The sequence below is a fragment of the Streptomyces sp. NPDC001787 genome, assembly GCF_040297465.1.
Lineage (GTDB): Bacteria > Actinomycetota > Actinomycetes > Streptomycetales > Streptomycetaceae > Streptomyces.
The window spans coordinates 252440-268172 of the sequence record NZ_JBEOZE010000007.1 but is presented as its reverse complement, the minus strand read 5'-3'; the positions used below and the strand labels follow the sequence as shown (position 1 = coordinate 268172).

Genomic DNA, 15733 nt, shown 5'->3' with positions numbered 1-15733 from the left:
TGGTCCGCCCGGCGCACGGGTGGGGCGCGGCTACTTCTCGGTGACGCCCGCCGCATCGAACGTGGCCACCTCGTGCATCGCGCGGGCCGCGCTCTGCACGATCGGGAGCGCGAGCAGGGCTCCCGTGCCCTCGCCGAGACGCAGGTCGAGATCGACCAGCGGGCGCAGGCCCAGCTTGTTGAGCGCGGCGACATGGCCGGGCTCCGCGCTGCGGTGACCGGCGATGCAGGCGGCGAGGGCCTCGGGGGCGATGGCCCGCGCGACCAGGGCCGCCGCGCCCGCGCTGACGCCGTCCAGGATGACCGGCGTACGCAGCGACGCGCCGCCGAGCAGGAAGCCCGCCATCGCGGCGTGCTCCAGACCGCCGACCGCGGCGAGCACGCCGATGGGGTCGGACGGGTCCGGCTGGTGCAGGTCGAGCGCCCGGCGGACGACATCGACCTTGCGGGCGTGCATCTCGTCGTTGATCCCGGTCCCCCGGCCGGTCACCTCGGCCGCGTCGATGCCGGTGTACACGCAGATCAGCGCGGCGGAGGCGGTGGTGTTGGCGATGCCCATCTCGCCGGTCAGCAGCGCCTTGTTGCCCGCCGCGACCAGATCGCGGGCCGTCTCGATGCCGACCTCGACGGCCGCGAGGACCTCTTCACGGGTGAGGGCGGGACCGGTGGTGAAGTCCGCCGTTCCCGGGCGCACCTTGCGCGGCAGGAGTCCCGGCGTCGCGGGCAGTTCGGAGGCGACACCGACGTCGACCACGCAGACCTCGGCGCCGACCTGGGCCGCGAAGGCGTTGCAGACGGCTCCGCCGCCGAGGAAGTTGGCCACCATCTGGGCCGTGACCTCCTGCGGCCAGGCGGTGACGCCCTGGGCGTGCACCCCGTGGTCCCCTGCGAAGATCGCCACGGCCGCGGGCTCGGGAATGGGCGGCGGGCACATCCGGGAGAGCCCGGACAGCTGGGCGGAGATGATCTCCAGCATGCCGAGCGCACCGGCGGGCTTCGTCATCCGCTTCTGGCGCTCCCATGCCTCGCCGAGCGCCTTGGCGTCCAGCGGGCGGATGCTGGAGATGGTCTCCTGGAGCAGGTCGTGCGGCTCCTCGCCGGGCAGGGCGCGGCGCCCGTACGTCTCCTCGTGAACGACCCAGGAGAGCGGACGGCGCTTGGACCAGCCGGCCTGCATCAGCTCGGGCTCCTCGGGGAACTCGTCGACGTATCCGACACAGAGGTACGCGACGACTTCGAGGTGCTCGGGCAGTCCGAGCGCGCGGACCATCTCACGCTCGTCGAAGAAGCTGACCCAGCCGACGCCGAGGCCCTCGGCGCGGGCGGCGAGCCACAGGTTCTCCACCGCGAGGGCCGAGGAGTACGGGGCCATCTGCGGCTGGGTGTGCCGGCCGAGGGTGTGCCGTCCACCACGGGTGGGGTCGGCGGTGACGACGATGTTCACCGGGGTGTCGAGGATGGCCTCGATCTTCAGTTCCTTGAACTGCTTGGCCCGGCCCTTGGGGAGCGAGCTGGCGTAGGCGTCGCGCTGACGCTGGGCCAGTTCGTGCATGGAGCGGCGGGTCTCCGCGGAGCGGATGACGACGAAGTCCCAGGGCTGCGAGTGGCCCACGCTGGGGGCCGTGTGCGCGGCTTCGAGGACCCGGAGCAGGACCTCGTGCGGGATCGGGTCGCTGCGGAAGCCGTTGCGGATGTCGCGGCGCTCGCGCATGACGCGCAGGACCGCTTCGCGTTCGGCGTCGTCGTAGCCGGGGGCGGGCGGAGTGAACTCCTCGGCGGGCTCCGCCGGGGCGGGCTCCGTTCCGGCCGGCTCCGTACCGGCGGACCGCGCTTCGGCGGTACGCGCCTGCGAGGGCTGCTCCTCGGCCGGAACGGGCTCGGTGGCGGCCGGAGCCTCGGCCTGTTCCGGCTCCACGAGCTCGGGGGTCTCGATGATCTCGGGCCCCGTGGCGTCGTCGGGAACGGCGGGAGGCTGCGCGGCGGCGACGGCTTCCGGCTCCGCGTGGGCGGCGGGTTCCGGCTCCGCGGCCTCCGCCGGCGTCTCCGCCACGACGGAGGGCGCGGCGTCGGCCGGCACGGGTGCCGCTCCGGCGGGTGCCGCTTCCGCCGGCGCGGCGGTCTCGATGGTCTCGGGCCGCACCGCTTCCGCCGGGAGCGGCTCCACGACCGGCTCCGCCTCCGCGGGGGCCGCGGCGGGTGCGGTCGCCGCGGGCTCCTCGGCGACGGCTTCCACGGGCGCTTCCACGGCTGCTTCCACGACGGCTTCGGGCACGGGCGCGGGTTCCGCCTCGACGACGGCCTCCGGCAGCGCGGCCTCCGGCAGCACGGCCTCCGTCGGGGCGGCGTCCGGGACCGGGGCGGGCTGCGGCGTGGCCTCCGGCCCTTCGACGGGTACGGACTGCTCCGCGGGCTGCTCCGCCACCGCGGCCGGGGCCTCGGCGGCCGGCTCCACCGGTGCCGGCTCCACCGGTTCCTGTGCCTGTGCCTGTGCCTGTGCCGGAACCTCGTTCAGGATCTCCGGAGCCTGCACCTGCGCCGGCTCAGGAGCGACCGTTTCTGCGACAGCGGCCGTCTCCACGGCGGCGGCCGTTTCTGCGACAGCGGCCGTCTCCACGGCGGCGGCCTCGGGCTGCGCCACCGGCTCGGGCCGGACCGCGGCCTCGGGCTGGACGGCCTGCTCGGGCCGGACCGCGGCCTCGGGCTGCGCGGGCGGCTGGGCGGACCACGGAGCGCCGCTCTGCGGCGGGATCTCGCCCAGCTGCGGTCCGGGCAGCAGCGGGGTCTCCTCGGCGGGGACGTCGAGGTACTGCGGGCCCGCGGTGGGCGGGCCCGCATGGCGTGCGGACACGGGAGGCTGCGGCGCTCCGGCGGGGCCGCGGTCGGCGAGGGAGCGGACCACACCACCGGTCGGCGTACCGCCGTACGAGGGTGCCTCGGCGGACGCGGGGCCCCGGTGCAGCGGGCGGCGCGCGGGGGCGGCGGCGTGCGCGGGCGCCGGGACCTGCGCGGGGGCGGGCGCGGGGCCCGGGATCCGTACGCCGTTGAGGTCGACGGAACCGGTGTCCCGGCCGCCGGACTCATGGGTGCCGTGGGCGGCGCCGGGCTGCCGGCCGGCGTACGCGGCAACGGCCGGCTGCGCCTGGGGCTGGGGCTGGGCCTGCGGTGCGGCCTGTTCGGCCGTCGCCGCCGGGGCGTGCGCCTGTGCCGGCGGGTACGCGGCGGCGCCCTCCGCGGCCTGGCCCGCAGCGGGGGAGGGAACGAGCTGCGGGTCGCTCCACGCGCCCTGGGAAGTCGGCATCAGCAGAAGATCGTCGTCCTCGGGTGTGTGCTCGGAGGGATCGAGGAAGGTGTACGCGTCCGGGGCGGGGATGCCCGGCTGCTCCACCATGCCTGCGTTCTCCGGCAGTCCCTCGCCCGGGACCTGGCCGGTGTCAGTCATGCGTACCCCTCGCCCATCGTCAGTGCTCCTTCGGCCCTTCGCCCGGGACGCCCGAACCACGGCACGCCGGTGCTCGTCAACAAGAACGAGCGGGCTCGCCGCGCGGCACGAAACGCCCGCGGACCTCTTCATATTCTCGCGGCCGTACGCCGCCGCGACAGGCAGTTCTGCCACGGCTCTCTGTGGACTGCGCCACTTCGCGCGTCCCCCGGGATCTGCCGTACCACAACGGGGACCAAAACGGTTCCCTTTTCCGGACATTGACGAACGAAGCGACGAACGGCCGGGCGCGGTACAACGATCGGCCAGCCTACCCCGATCGGTGCGCCGCACCGGTCAGGGGGCGAGGTCCGAACGCCGTGCGGAGAGCAGGAAGACAACGGACCGTTCGCGTTCCGCCCAGCCGGAGGTGTCCAGGTCGACGGACTGGAGCAGGGAGCATTCGACGGTGAATCCGTTCCCGGAGAGCGCCGCCCCGAGCGCCTCCGCCTCGTCCCGGGTCGACGCGTGGGTGACGATGCGTTCCGGCCGGCGGTCGGCGACCGCGGTGACGACGGGAACGCCGCCGCCCCCGATCCGTACGACATCCGGTTCGGGCAGCCGTTCGAGAACGTGCGGGGCCCGCCCCTGGACGATCTGGAGGGGTACGCCGAAGGCGCGGGCGGCGGCCGCCGTACGGTCGCAGGCGGCCCGGTCGCTGTCCACGGCCAGCACCGCCGCACCGAAGCGGGCCGCCTCCACGGCCAGCGCCCCGCCGCCGGACCCGATGTCCCAGAGCAGGTCGCCGGTGCGCGGGCCGAGGCGGGCCAGCTGGGCGGCGCGCAGGGCCGGTGACTCGCCCTCGCCCGCCTTCTCGCCGCGGTCCGCCGGGCCGTCCCGGTACGCCTCGGCGGGCAGCGCCCAGCCGCGTACGCCCCGGGGGTAGGCGGGCTGGCGGCCGGCGATCCAGGCGCCGGACGCGGTGGTCTCGGGGCCGCCGCCGATGACGATGACCACGTTCGGGTCGCGCCAGGCGTGGTCGGCGGCCTTGTCGGAGGTCAGGACGGAGACCTGTTCGCGGGAGGTGCCGAGCTCCTCGCAGATCACGAAGGTGCGGTGAACCCCTTCGAGCAGGAGTGCCAGTTCGGCGGGGCCGGCGCCCGGCGACGTCAGGACGGCGACCTTGTGGTGGGCGCGGCAGACATTGACGGCGCGGCGCAGGGTGCGCGGGTGGGCGACGACCACCTGTGCGTCGTCCCAGGGCATTCCGGCACGGGCGAACGCGGTGGCGACCGAGGAGACGGCGGGCACGACTTCGACCTCCAGGCCGTGCTCGGGGGCGCGCAGGGTGCGTACGACACCGAAGAAGCCGGGGTCTCCGTCGGCGAGGACCACGGGGCTGCCGCGGTGTCCGGCTATCCGGCGGGCGGCGAGGTCGACGCTGCCGAGGCGGATGCGTTCGGCGCGTCCGGGGATCTCGGGGAGTGCGAGGTGGTGGGCGGCTCCCGCGACGAGCGTGGCGGCCGACAGCGCGGCCGTTGCCGCTCCGGTCAGTGGCGAGCCGTCCCAGCCGATCACCGTGACCCGGTCGGCCATCGTCGTCTGTCTCCTGGGGTGTAGCAGGCGGGGTGCAGCAGAACGGGGTGCCCGCGGGGGGGCGGGCAGGGTGAGATTACCTGGCCCGCGCCGGGGCCCGGCGGCGGGGCCGCGCGGTGTCGCCTCCGGTCGACGCCGGTGTCAGTTCCAGTCGTTGTAGGTGCCGTAGCCGCCGGCGTCGGCCAGCTCCTCGGCGACACCTTCGAGGTCCTCGGGCAGCAGGCCCCAGACGATCAGATCGGTGCGGATGTCGGTCCAGCCGCCGTCCGTGCCGTTCTCGGTGCGGGTGCGCGCTATCCGGGCGTTGCGCAGGACGCCCTCGCTGATGCAGCCCAGTTTCTGGGCGACCTGCTGGGAGGCGGTGTTGTCGGCGGGGGTGCGCAGCTCGATGCGTTCGAACCGCTGGTCGCGGAAGAGCCATTCGGCCAGCGCCAGCACGGATTCGGTGGCGTACCCCTCACCGCGCGCCCAGGGGGCGGTGATGTAGCGGACCTCGGTGGCCAGGGTGCGCCAGTCGGTGTTCAGCAGCTGGACGGAGCCGACCAGGCGCTGGGTGAGGAATTCGGTGACGGCGAGGACGATTCCGTTGCCGGTGGTGCGCTCGGCCGGGGCGATCCTGCGGACCCAGCGTTCGGCGTCGACCTGGGTGTAGGGGTGCGGTCCGTCGGTCCAGGCGGTGACGAGTTCGTCGTTCATCATCTCGATGTACGCCGGGATGTCGTCCATCTCGAAGGGGCGCATCACCAACCTGTCCGTGCTGATGGAGATGGACGGAAAGGTGGTAGTCATGCGCAGCTCCATGCCGAAGACCGGGTAAAGGCACAGCATGCAGCATCGGCCCGGCCTCGCGCATGGGCGGGTCCGCGCGGCGGAGCCCCGCGTCTTCCTCCGGGAAGGCGCGGGGCTCCGTTCGCAAGTACGCGGCGGGGGTCAGGAATTGGCGGGCGTACCGAAGGCCGGGACGACCGAGCCCTGGTAGGTGTCCTCGATGAACTTCTTGACCTCGTCGGAGTTGAGGAGCTTGATGAGCTTCTCGACGCGGGCGTCCTTCTCGTTGCCCTTCTTCACGGCGATGATGTTGGCGTACGGGTTGCCGTCGGCCTTCTCCAGCGCCAGGGAGTCCGTGGAGGGCTTGAGCTTCGCCTCGATGGCGTAGTTGCCGTTGATGACGGCGGCGTCGACGTCGTTCAGCGCGCGGGGCACGGTGGCGGCCTCCAGCTCCTTGAACTCCAGGCCCTTCTTGTCGGTGATGTCGCTCAGCTTGGCGTCGGTGCCGACGCCGTCCTTGAGGGTGATCAGGCCGTTCTGGGCGAGCAGCTGGAGGGCGCGGCCCTCGTTGGTGGTGTCGTTGGGCACCGCGATGGTCTGGCCGGACTTGATGTCCTTGAGGTCCTTGACCGTCTTGGAGTACAGGCCCAGCGGCTCCAGGTGCACCGTGCCGACCGGGACGAGGTGGGTGTTGTTCTTCTTGTTGAAGTCGTCCAGGTAGGGCTGGTGCTGGAAGAAGTTGGCGTCGACCTGGCCGGTCTCGGTGGCGGTGTTCGGCAGGACGTAGTCCGTGAACTCCTTGACCTCCAGCTTGAGGCCTTCCTCGGCCGCCAGGTTCTTCTGGACGTAGCCGAGGATGTCGGCGTGCGGCGTCGGGGACGCGGCGACGACGAGCGCCTTGGAGGTGTCGGCCTTGGCGCCGGTGCCGCTCTTGGACGCGGGGTCGGAGTCCGTACCGCAGGCGCTGAGGCCCAGGGCGACGGCGGCGGTGGCTGCGGCAGCTGCGGTGATCTTGATGTTCTTACGCACGAAGAGTGCCTCTTTCGGTGATGAGGTGGTGCGCCCGGACAAGGAGTTCGGGCTCGGTGGAGGAAGAGAGTCAGGGGGGCGGGCGGGGTCAGGAGAGGGTGCGGCCCCGACGGGCCAGCAGGCGCACGACCCCGTCGCCGATCAGCTGGATCACGGTCACGATGACGATCAGCAGCGCGACGGTGATGAGCATGAACCGGTTGTCGAAGCGCTGGAATCCGTAGGTCACGGCCTTGGAGCCGAGCCCTTCGCCGCCGACCGCGCCGGCCATCGCGGAGTAGCCGATGAGCACGATGACGGTGGTGGTGACCCCGGAGACGAGCGAGGGCAGGGCCTGCGGCAGCAGTACCTTGCGGACGATCGTCGGGATCGATCCGCCCATCGACTGGACGGCCTCGACGAGCCCGTGATCGACCTCGCGGACCGCCGTCTCCACGAGCCGGGCGAAGAACGGGATGGCGCCCACGGCGAGCGGCACGATCATCGCCGTCGGCCCGATGAAGGTGCCGACGACCCAGGTGGTGAAGGGGATCAGGGCGATCAGCAGGATGATGAACGGCAGCGAACGGCCGATGTTCACGATCACGCCGATGACCTTGTTGACCACCGTGTTCCGGAGGAGCCCGCCCTTGTCGGTGAGGACCAGCAGGATGCCGAGCGGAAGTCCCACCAGCACGGTGACGACCGCGGACCACAGCACCATGTAGAGGGTGTCGACGGTGCCCTGGGTCAGCAGTGGCTGCATTTCGGACCAGGTCACTTGGCGACCTCCTTGGTGAGCGGGGCGGCGGCCTGTCCGGGTACGGCGTCCCGCGGTTCGGCGGCGGACTCCGTGTCCACGACCTCGGCACGCAGACCCTGCTCGCGCAGGAAGCCGATCGGGACGACGTTCTCCTCGAACCGGCCGGGCAGTTCGATGCGCATCCGGCCGATCTGGTTGCCGCCGACGGTGTCCATCGCCGCGCCGAGGATGGAGATGTCGATGTTGTACGTACGGGAGAGCTGGGAGATCACCGGCCGGCTCGCGGCCTCGCCGTGGAAGGTGACGTCGACGACCGTGCGGTCGGGTGCCGAGGCGCTGCCGCCGACCGGGAAGAGTTCATGGGCGAGTTCGGAGCCGGGGGTGGCGAGCAGTTCGCCGACGGTGCCGGACTCGACGATGCGTCCGCGCCGCATCAGCGCGGCGGAGTCGCAGACCGTCTTGACGACGTCCATCTCGTGCGTGATGAGCAGGACGGTGAGTCCCAGCTGCTGGTTGAGGTCGCGCAGCAGCGCGAGGATGGATCGGGTGGTCTCGGGGTCCAGTGCGGAGGTCGCCTCGTCCGAGAGCAGCACCTTGGGGTCGCCGGCCAGGGCACGGGCGATCCCGACGCGCTGCTTCTGGCCCCCGGAGAGCTGACCGGGGTAGGCCTTCGCCTTGTCGGAGAGGCCGACGAGGTCGAGCAGTTCGAGCGCCTTGCGGGTGCGGGCCCGGCCCGAGACGCCGAGGATCTCCAGCGGGAGTTCCACGTTGTCCTGGACGTTGCGCGAGGCCAGGAGGTTGAAGTGCTGGAAGACCATGCCGATACGGCTGCGCGCCTCGCGCAGTTCCCGGCCGGCGCGCCGGCCGCGGCCGGCGAGTGCGGTGAGGTCCTGGCCGGCCACCGTGACGGTGCCGGAGGTGGGCCGCTCCAGGAGGTTGACGCAGCGGATCAGGGAGGACTTACCGGCGCCGCTCTGTCCGATGACTCCGTGGACCTCGCCCTCGCGGACATGCAGGTCGACGCCGTCGAGGGCGGTGACCTCACGGCCGCGCGACTGGTAGACCTTCGTGAGGCCCGTAGTGGTGATCACAGGGGTTTCCGTCACTGTCGAGTGCGCGGCGCGGTGTCCGCCGGGCACGGGGCATTCGTCTGAAGAGACTCTTCGGGCTGGTCTGCCGGTGGGTCTCGGCATGGCTGGGCACGGCGGAGGGCCGGGCGGCGGCGCATGCTCGGGCGGGCTCGTTCCATTGGGTGCAAACGGCGCAGGCTCGGTCTCGCTTCGGGGCGCGAGGCTCAGGCGGGGGCCCTCAGAAGGCGCGCATTCGACACATACAACGAGCACCGGGCGTGCTGATCGCCTCGGTCGCAAGGGTGCGGCTGCTCGTCGTGGTCATGTCCCCCAGTAAAACAGACGTATCGCCTCCCCGAGCCAGGCTGTCCGGATAGCGGACAGTCGTGGATGGTCACGCCGTGCGGTCGGGGCCATGGCGCCGGTCTCCCCCGGAGAGGCTGTGACCTGCGCCGATACGGGGACTCCTCCTGCGCGGACGACCCCGTCGGCCGGGGCGGGGCCGGCGGCCGTGTGGCCAAGGCCACGATCCCGCGACCGCCGCCCCCCGTCGCGTACGCCCCGGGGCCCGGCGGCGGGCCCCTGCCCCGGCCCCCGCGCGGAGGGCCGGCACGTCCGTAATACCCTCGCTTCATGCTTGACGCCCTGACGGTCGCGGTCGCCGTGTCCGCGCTCGCCCTCGCCGCCTGGTGCGGATACGCCGCCTACCGGGACCAGCCCACGAAGGACTGGCACTTCATCGGGATGGCCATCGTCTCGGTACTGGCCCTGGCCCAGCTGTCGGTCGGGATCGTGCAGCTGGCCAGGGGCGAGCGGCCGGAACAGGGCATGACGATCTTCATCGCCTATCTGATCGGTTCCTTCGCGACCGTACCGGCGGCCGGATTCCTGTCGCTGACCGAGCGGACCCGCTGGGGCTCGGTGACGGTGGCGGCCGGCGCCGTCGTGCTGGCGGTGCTCGAAGTGCGGCTCTACGACATCTGGGGAAACTGACCGTGACCGACACCGAACGCCCCGAGGCTCCCGCGAAGCCGTCCTTCGAGCTGGGCACCGGGCCCGGACGGGTACTGGTCTGGTTCTACGGAGTGTTCACCGTGGCGGCCGCCTCCCGCTCGGTCGTCCAGACGATCCTGGACTTCGACAGGGCGCCGCTGGCCTATGTGCTGTCAGCCGTCGCGGCCGTCGTGTACGGCTTCATCACGTACTCGCTGGTGCGCGGCGGGGAGAAGGCCCGGAGGGCGGCGCTGGTGTGCTGCGCCGCCGAGCTCGTGGGGGTGCTCGTCGTCGGTACGTGGACGCTGGCGGAACCGTCCGCCTTCCCCGACGCGACCGTCTGGTCGGACTTCGGGATGGGTTACCTGTTCATCCCGGTGATCCTGCCGGTCACCGGGATGATCTGGCTGCGCCGCGCGAAGACCGTCTAGCGGCTCGCGCCTCGTACACCGGGCCCCTGCCGGGCCGGACGGACCCCGCACGGGCCCGATGGACCCGGAACGGGCCGGACGGACAGCTCAGGCGCTGGCCATGTAGGCCCGCGCGCCGGCGTCCTTCTCCAGCAGGATCATCCGCACCCCGTCCGCCCCGGTGGCGGCCCCCACCTGCGCGTAGCCCGCCCTGCGGTAGAGCCGCAGATTGTTCTCGCTGCGGTGGCCGGTGTGCAGCCGGAAGCGGGTGGCCGACCGGCCCTCGGCCAGGCCGGCCTCCGCGGCCCGCAGCAGACGCGCGCCGAGGCCGTGCCCCTGGAGCCGGGGATGGACGCAGAGCCTGGAGATCTGGCCCGTACCGTCCTGGTCGGTGAATCCGCGTACCGAACCGACCACTTCCTCACCCAGCCTGGCCACGAACACCACGTCCTCGGCGACTTCACCGCGCACCGATTCGAGGGTCTGGACGAGAGGGTCTATCCGGTAGTTGCCGTAGAGCTCCGCCTCGCTCTGAAAGCAGAGGTACTGAAGCTTGAAGATCTGCTCGACGTCCTGTGTGGTCGCCGCCGAGATGGTCACGCTCATGCCCATGTGTGCATGCCTCCCGCTCACCTGTCCGCCGGTTGTCTACCCGCTCCTATCCCCGCAGTTCAGGAGCGACAACCTCCGCCGCGAGCATTCTGCGCAGACATCCAAGGCAACGGGAACGCATCGGACCCAAACTGCCCTGTGACATACCCAACTCCCCTGCGATTTCCCGGTAGGTCGGATCCCCCGGAGCGAGCATCGCCTCCAGCATCCGGGAGCACCGCCGGGGCAGCCGGGCCACCGCCGCGCGCAGCGCCCGTCGTTCGGCGGCACGCAGCGCGGTGCGCTCGGGGCAGCCGGACGGGCCGGCGACGGGCTCCCTTCCGGCGTACGGGTGCTCGTGCCGGGCCCTGCGACGGGCCCGGCGGGCCTCCGCCCGTACGGAGTCGCGCACCCAGCGGGCGGAGTCGTCCGGCGGCCCCACCGCGGCCAGCCGCTCCATCAGCCGCAGCCACACGGCCTGTTCGAGATCGGCGGGGTCGACCGCGGCGGCGGGTGCCTCGGCCGTCGCCTCCGCGCGCACCAGGGGGTGCAGGGCGCGGACGACACGGGCGGCGGACGCGGCGGATGTCGCGGGCGCGGCGGGAGCGGCGGACGGACCGGATGCGGCGGATGCGGCGGATGCGGCGGATGCGGCGGATGCGGCCGGAGCATGATCATGAAGTGTCATGCCCCAGCGGACGTGCCCTGCCCGCACCCGGTTGCCGTGCGCGGGGAGCGCCACCCGACCGGGGCATGTCCGGCCGGGTGGCTGACGGCGGGCGCTGACGGCGGGGGTGCTCAGCGGCGCCGGAGCGGGTACGTCACTTCCCGGCGAAGTCCGCCGCCGCGAGCAGCGCGGTGTCCGGGTTGTCGGAGAAGATCCCGTCGATGCCGGTGGCGAAGTACGCCCGGTACGCGCCGAAGGCGTCGCCGTACGCGCTGGGATCGGTGCCCCGGCGGAAGTCGGCGGGCAGGAAGCTGTTCTCGTTGCGCATCGTGTACGGGTGGAGGACCAGGCCCTGCGCGTGCGCGTCCTTCACCAGAGCGGTCGGCGAGGTCAGCCGGCCGGAGGCGTCCTTCGGGATGACCAGGTCCAGCGTGGGGCCGATGCCCTGGGCGAAGGACGCCATCCACTTCAGACCGGCCGGCTCGACGAGGTCCGCGACCGTACGCGGGTCCCCGGCCTCCACGAAGTCCCAGGGGCGCTCCTTGGGACCGGACAGCAGGACGACACGCGGGGTGGCGACCAGCCGGGACAGCCGCTGGACGGAGCCGGGCTCGAAGGACTGGAGTACGAGCGGGGAGTTCGCGCGGTGGCGGTTGTAGCGGCGCAGCAGCCGGGCCAGCGGCTCCTCCAGGCCGAGGCCCAGTCCGCGGAAGTACGTGGGGTGCTTGGTCTCGACGTACAGCCAGACGGGCCTGCCGCGCCGGCGGCCCTCCTTGTCGGCCCAGCGCAGGACCTCCTCGAAGGTGGGGATCTCCCAGCGGCCGTCGTAGAGGGTGTTCTCCTGACGGGTGCCCGGGATGCGCTCCTTCGCCCGCAGCGTCTTCAGCTCGGCGAGGGTGAAGTCCTCGGTGAACCAGCCGGTGAGGGAGACCCCGTCGACCTTCTTGGTGGTCCTGCGGCTCGCGAACGCGGGGTGGTCGGCGACATCCGTGGTGGCGGTGATGTCGTTCTCGTGGCGGCACACGAGGTGGCCGTCCTTCGTCGGCACGAGGTCCTGCTCGACGATGTGCGCGCCCATGTCGAGCGCCAGCTGGTAGGAGCCGAGCGTGTGCTCGGGGCGGTAGCCGCTGGCGCCCCGGTGGCCTATGACGGTCGGCACGGGCAGGTCCCGGAAGGACCCGTGTCCATGGCCGTGGCCGCGGCCCCGCTCGGCGGCCTGGGCCGTACCGGACAGCCCGAGGGCCGCGGTACCGAGGACGGCCGCCCCCAGAAGGGTCCGCCGGCCGGGGCTCGTCCACTCACGCTCTGTCATGAATGCTCCTCGCATGTAATGTCTGGTACCTGTCGAGCGAGGGCCGATCGTAGGCAGCCGGGCCGTCCGCCCGGCAGCCCCGCGGCGAACATGGCGCAAACACGCGTCAACACCGCGTATCCGCTTCGTGAACCCGATGTGCGATCAGGCGGTACCCGCGAGTATCGTCCTCACCTGCACAGACCCGCATCCGCACAGACCCTCACCGCACCTCGGCCGGCCCGGCCACGACACCGGAGGAACCGTTGTCCCGACTCACGGTCATCAAGGCAGTGCTCGGACCGATCCTGCGCCTGATGTTCCGCCCGCAGGTGGAAGGCGCGAAGAACATCCCCGGGACCGGGCCGGTGATCCTCGCGGGCAACCACCTCACGTTCATCGACTCGATGATCATGCCGATCTGCTGCGACCGGCCGGTGTTCTACATCGGCAAGGACGAGTACGTCACGGGCAAGGGGTTCAAGGGCCGCCTGATGGCCTGGTTCTTCACCGGCTGCGGCATGATCCCGGTGGACCGGGACGGCGGACGCGGCGGCGTGGCGGCGCTGATGACCGGTCGCCGGGTGCTGGACGAGGGCCATGCCTTCGCGATCTACCCGGAGGGCACCCGCTCCCCCGACGGCCGCCTCTACCGGGGCCGTACGGGAATCGCCCGGCTGACGCTGATGACGGGCGCGCCGGTGGTGCCGTTCGCGATGATCGGCACGGACAAGCTCCAGCCCGGCGGCGCCGGACTGCCCCGTCCGGGCAAGGTCACGGTGCGCTTCGGTGAGCCGATGGAGTTCTCGCGCTACGAGGGCATGGACCGCGACCGCTATGTGCTGCGGGCGGTGACGGACTCGGTGATGGCCGAGGTGATGCGGCTGTCCGGCCAGGAGTACGTCGACATGTACGCCACGAAGGCCAAGGCCGCCTGAACCGTGAGCGAAAGGGCCCGCGACCCCTCAGGGGTCGCGGGCCCTTTCGCGTGAAGCCCGCGGACCGGCCTCCGCGGGCGGTCACGGGTGCTCGATGCCCTCCTCCAGCTTCTGGCCCCGCAGCAGGAACCAGGCGGCGACCGCGGTGGCCAGGAGCACCGAGGCACCGACCCCCGCGGCGAGCTGCAGCCCGTCGACGAACGATTCCTGGGCCACCGAGATCAGGGGGTCCGCCTGCCCGGCGGGCAGGCCGCCGGCCGCTTCGACGGCGCCGCCCAGGGATTCATGGGCGGCGGCCGCCGTGTCGGCGGGGATGCCCGGTGGGGTCACGAAGTCCTGGTAGACCCCGGTGACGATGGAACCGAGCAGCGCGATACCGAGGGCGGCGCCGAGTTCGTACGCCGTTTCGGAGACGGCGGACGCGGAGCCGGCCTGCTCCTTCGGCACGCTGGAGAGGATGACATCGGCGGTGACCGTGAAGGCGAAGCCGGCACCGACGCCGACGACCAGCAGCATGGCGCCGAGCATCGGGTACCCGGTGTCCTTGCTGAGCAGGGTCACGGACGCCAGGGCCAGCCCGACCGCCGCGAGTCCGCCGGAGACCACGGAGCGGACCGAGAAGCGGCGGGCCGCGAAGCCGGCCAGCAGACCGGCGGTCACCGCGCCGACGGCCGCGGGCAGTTCGGCGAGCCCGGCCTCCAGCGGGCCGCGGCCCTGGACCAGTTGCAGGAACTGGGAGAGGAAGAAGACCAGCCCGGACAGGCCGAGGATGGTCAGCAGGTCGGCGAGGACCGCGCCGGAGAAGCCCCGGTGGTGGAAGAGCCGCATGTCCAGCAGGGGCGCGGGCAGCTTCAGCTGCCGGCGGATGAACCAGGCGAGCGCGGCGACGCCGATGACGGCCGCCGCTGCGACCTCCCAGCTCGCCCCGTGCGCGGCCACCTCCTTGATGGCGTACACGACTCCGATCATGCCGATCAGGGAGAGCGCGACACTCATCAGGTCCCAGGGGCCCGGTGCCGGGTTCTTCGACTCGGGGATCAGCTTGATGCCGACGACCACGAGCACCGCCATGACGGGCAGGTTGATGAGGAAGACCGAGCCCCACCAGAAGTGTTCGAGGAGGAATCCGCCGACGACGGGGCCGACCGCCGCGCCCGCGGAGGCCATGGCACCCCAGATACCGATGGCGAGGCTGCGCTCGCGCGGGTCGTGGAAGAGGTTGCGGATCAGGGCCAGGGTGGACGGCATCAGGGTGGCGCCCGCGACACCGAGCAGCGCCCGGGCCAGGATCATCATCTCCGGGGTGTGCGCGTAGGCGTTGAGCACGGAGACCGCGCCGAACGCGACGGCGCCGATCAGCAGCAGCTTCTTGCGGCCGATGCGGTCACCGAGGCTGCCCATGGAGACGAGGAGTCCGGCGATGACGAAGGAGTAGACGTCACCGATCCAGAGCAGCTGGGTGCCGGTCGGTTCGAGGTCCTCGCTGAGGAACGGGGTCGCGAGGCCGAGGACGGTGGCATCGACGGCCACCAGCAGCACCGCGAGTACGAGCACGGCCAGGGCGATCCACCGCCCGGGACGTCGTACCGCGTCCACGGTGTCCTGGTACTGGTCGACGCTGGTCATTGCTCCACGCTCCGCCGTGCTCCGCCGAGCAGCAACTCGACGATCATGTACTGGAATTCCTGTGCGGCCACCCGTCCCACCTGGACGGACCAGGCGCCGCTGCCGATCAGCCCGTAGAGGGCCTCGGTCAGCCAGGCCGGGGTGAGATCGATACGGAACTCGCCGCGCTCCTGACCGCGCCGGAAGAAGGCGGAGACCCTGGCATCGAGCCGGTTCCAGCCCTCGTGGACCTCGTCGCCCTCGAAGAGCTGGTTCTCGGTGACGAGGAAGGACAGCAGTCCGGCTCCGGGCTCGACGGCCGCGACGAGGCGGCGCAGCCCCTCCTCGGAGGTGCCCTCGTCGAGGGCTGCGGCGTCCAGGGCCTCTTCGAATTCCCGGATCCCGAGGTCCTCCAACGCCTTCACCAGCGCGTCCCGCCCCGCGAAGTGGCGGTGAAGGGTGGCGCGGCCGATGCCCGCCGCCTTGGCGACCTCGTCCATGGTGGCGGTGGATTTGTGGGTCAGCAGGGTGGCGGCACTGCGCAGCACCTGCTCACGGTCGAGAGTCATGAGACAACCTTAACCCATACGAGACATTATCGTCTCATCCGCTGATG

14 protein-coding genes are annotated in these 15733 nt (G+C 72.0%); 3 read left to right on the top strand and 11 right to left on the bottom strand.

The features are described 5' to 3' along the window. Positions 1-30: 30 nt before the first annotated feature. The 6 genes from cobT to ABT170_RS13125 all read right to left on the bottom strand — a co-directional run bounded on the left by cobT (position 31) and on the right by ABT170_RS13125 (position 8643). Positions 31-3438 carry a nicotinate-nucleotide--dimethylbenzimidazole phosphoribosyltransferase gene (cobT, locus tag ABT170_RS13150; protein ID WP_351866574.1) on the bottom strand — a complete coding sequence of 1136 codons (3408 nt, stop codon included), beginning with the start codon at positions 3436-3438 and terminating at the stop codon, positions 31-33. A gap of 336 nt (positions 3439-3774) precedes the next feature. Further along, positions 3775-5013 carry a precorrin-6y C5,15-methyltransferase (decarboxylating) subunit CbiE gene (gene cbiE / locus ABT170_RS13145; RefSeq protein ID WP_329945394.1) on the bottom strand — a complete coding sequence of 413 codons (1239 nt, stop codon included), beginning with the start codon at positions 5011-5013 and terminating at the stop codon, positions 3775-3777. 141 nt (positions 5014-5154) lie between these two features. Then, positions 5155-5841: a GNAT family N-acetyltransferase gene (locus ABT170_RS13140; protein WP_266929259.1), complete on the bottom strand. Its 687-nt coding sequence runs from the start codon at positions 5839-5841 to the stop codon at positions 5155-5157. 102 nt (positions 5842-5943) lie between these two features. Continuing rightward, positions 5944-6810: a MetQ/NlpA family ABC transporter substrate-binding protein gene (locus tag ABT170_RS13135; RefSeq protein WP_351866569.1), complete on the bottom strand. Its 867-nt coding sequence runs from the start codon at positions 6808-6810 to the stop codon at positions 5944-5946. Positions 6811-6898: 88 nt separating this feature from the next. Continuing rightward, a complete protein-coding gene (locus tag ABT170_RS13130; protein ID WP_329945396.1) occupies positions 6899-7570 on the bottom strand; it encodes a methionine ABC transporter permease in 672 nt (223 codons plus the stop codon). Further along, on the bottom strand, positions 7567-8643 hold the full coding sequence (locus ABT170_RS13125) for a methionine ABC transporter ATP-binding protein (RefSeq protein WP_329945397.1): 1077 nt from the start codon (positions 8641-8643) through the stop codon (positions 7567-7569). The genes ABT170_RS13130 and ABT170_RS13125 overlap by 4 nt, the downstream gene beginning before the upstream one ends. Positions 8644-9255: 612 nt before the next feature. Here ABT170_RS13125 and ABT170_RS13120 point away from each other — a divergent pair. Both ABT170_RS13120 and ABT170_RS13115 read left to right on the top strand, forming a co-directional pair. Further along, positions 9256-9615, top strand: a complete 360-nt coding sequence (locus tag ABT170_RS13120; protein ID WP_266929263.1) for a hypothetical protein — start codon at positions 9256-9258, stop codon at positions 9613-9615. 2 nt (positions 9616-9617) lie between these two features. Next, the gene (locus ABT170_RS13115; protein WP_351866564.1) at positions 9618-10046 is read left to right on the top strand and encodes a hypothetical protein; all 429 of its coding nucleotides are present in this window, start codon (positions 9618-9620) and stop codon (positions 10044-10046) included. An 87-nt stretch (positions 10047-10133) separates the two neighbouring features. Here the strand turns inward: ABT170_RS13115 and ABT170_RS13110 are convergent, their stop codons facing one another. From ABT170_RS13110 to ABT170_RS13100, 3 genes are all read right to left on the bottom strand, one after another. Next, positions 10134-10637, bottom strand: coding sequence for a GNAT family N-acetyltransferase (locus tag ABT170_RS13110; RefSeq protein ID WP_329945399.1), 504 nt, complete (start codon positions 10635-10637; stop codon positions 10134-10136). A gap of 46 nt (positions 10638-10683) precedes the next feature. Then, on the bottom strand, positions 10684-11304 hold the full coding sequence (locus ABT170_RS13105) for a sigma-70 family RNA polymerase sigma factor (RefSeq protein ID WP_351866561.1): 621 nt from the start codon (positions 11302-11304) through the stop codon (positions 10684-10686). Positions 11305-11437: 133 nt separating this feature from the next. Next, complete coding sequence (locus tag ABT170_RS13100; protein ID WP_329945401.1) at positions 11438-12595, bottom strand: glycerophosphodiester phosphodiesterase; 1158 nt, start codon at positions 12593-12595, stop codon at positions 11438-11440. A gap of 245 nt (positions 12596-12840) precedes the next feature. On the opposite strand from ABT170_RS13100, the gene ABT170_RS13095 reads away from it, so the two are divergent. Beyond that, a complete protein-coding gene (locus tag ABT170_RS13095) occupies positions 12841-13512 on the top strand; it encodes a lysophospholipid acyltransferase family protein (RefSeq protein ID WP_266929268.1) in 672 nt (223 codons plus the stop codon). Between the two features lie 81 nt (positions 13513-13593). Here the strand turns inward: ABT170_RS13095 and ABT170_RS13090 are convergent, their stop codons facing one another. After that, positions 13594-15138, bottom strand: coding sequence for an MFS transporter (locus ABT170_RS13090; protein WP_351866557.1), 1545 nt, complete (start codon positions 15136-15138; stop codon positions 13594-13596). Continuing rightward, complete coding sequence (locus tag ABT170_RS13085) at positions 15135-15686, bottom strand: TetR/AcrR family transcriptional regulator (RefSeq protein WP_329945403.1); 552 nt, start codon at positions 15684-15686, stop codon at positions 15135-15137. The genes ABT170_RS13090 and ABT170_RS13085 overlap by 4 nt, the downstream gene beginning before the upstream one ends. Between the last annotated feature and the right edge of the window lie 47 nt (positions 15687-15733).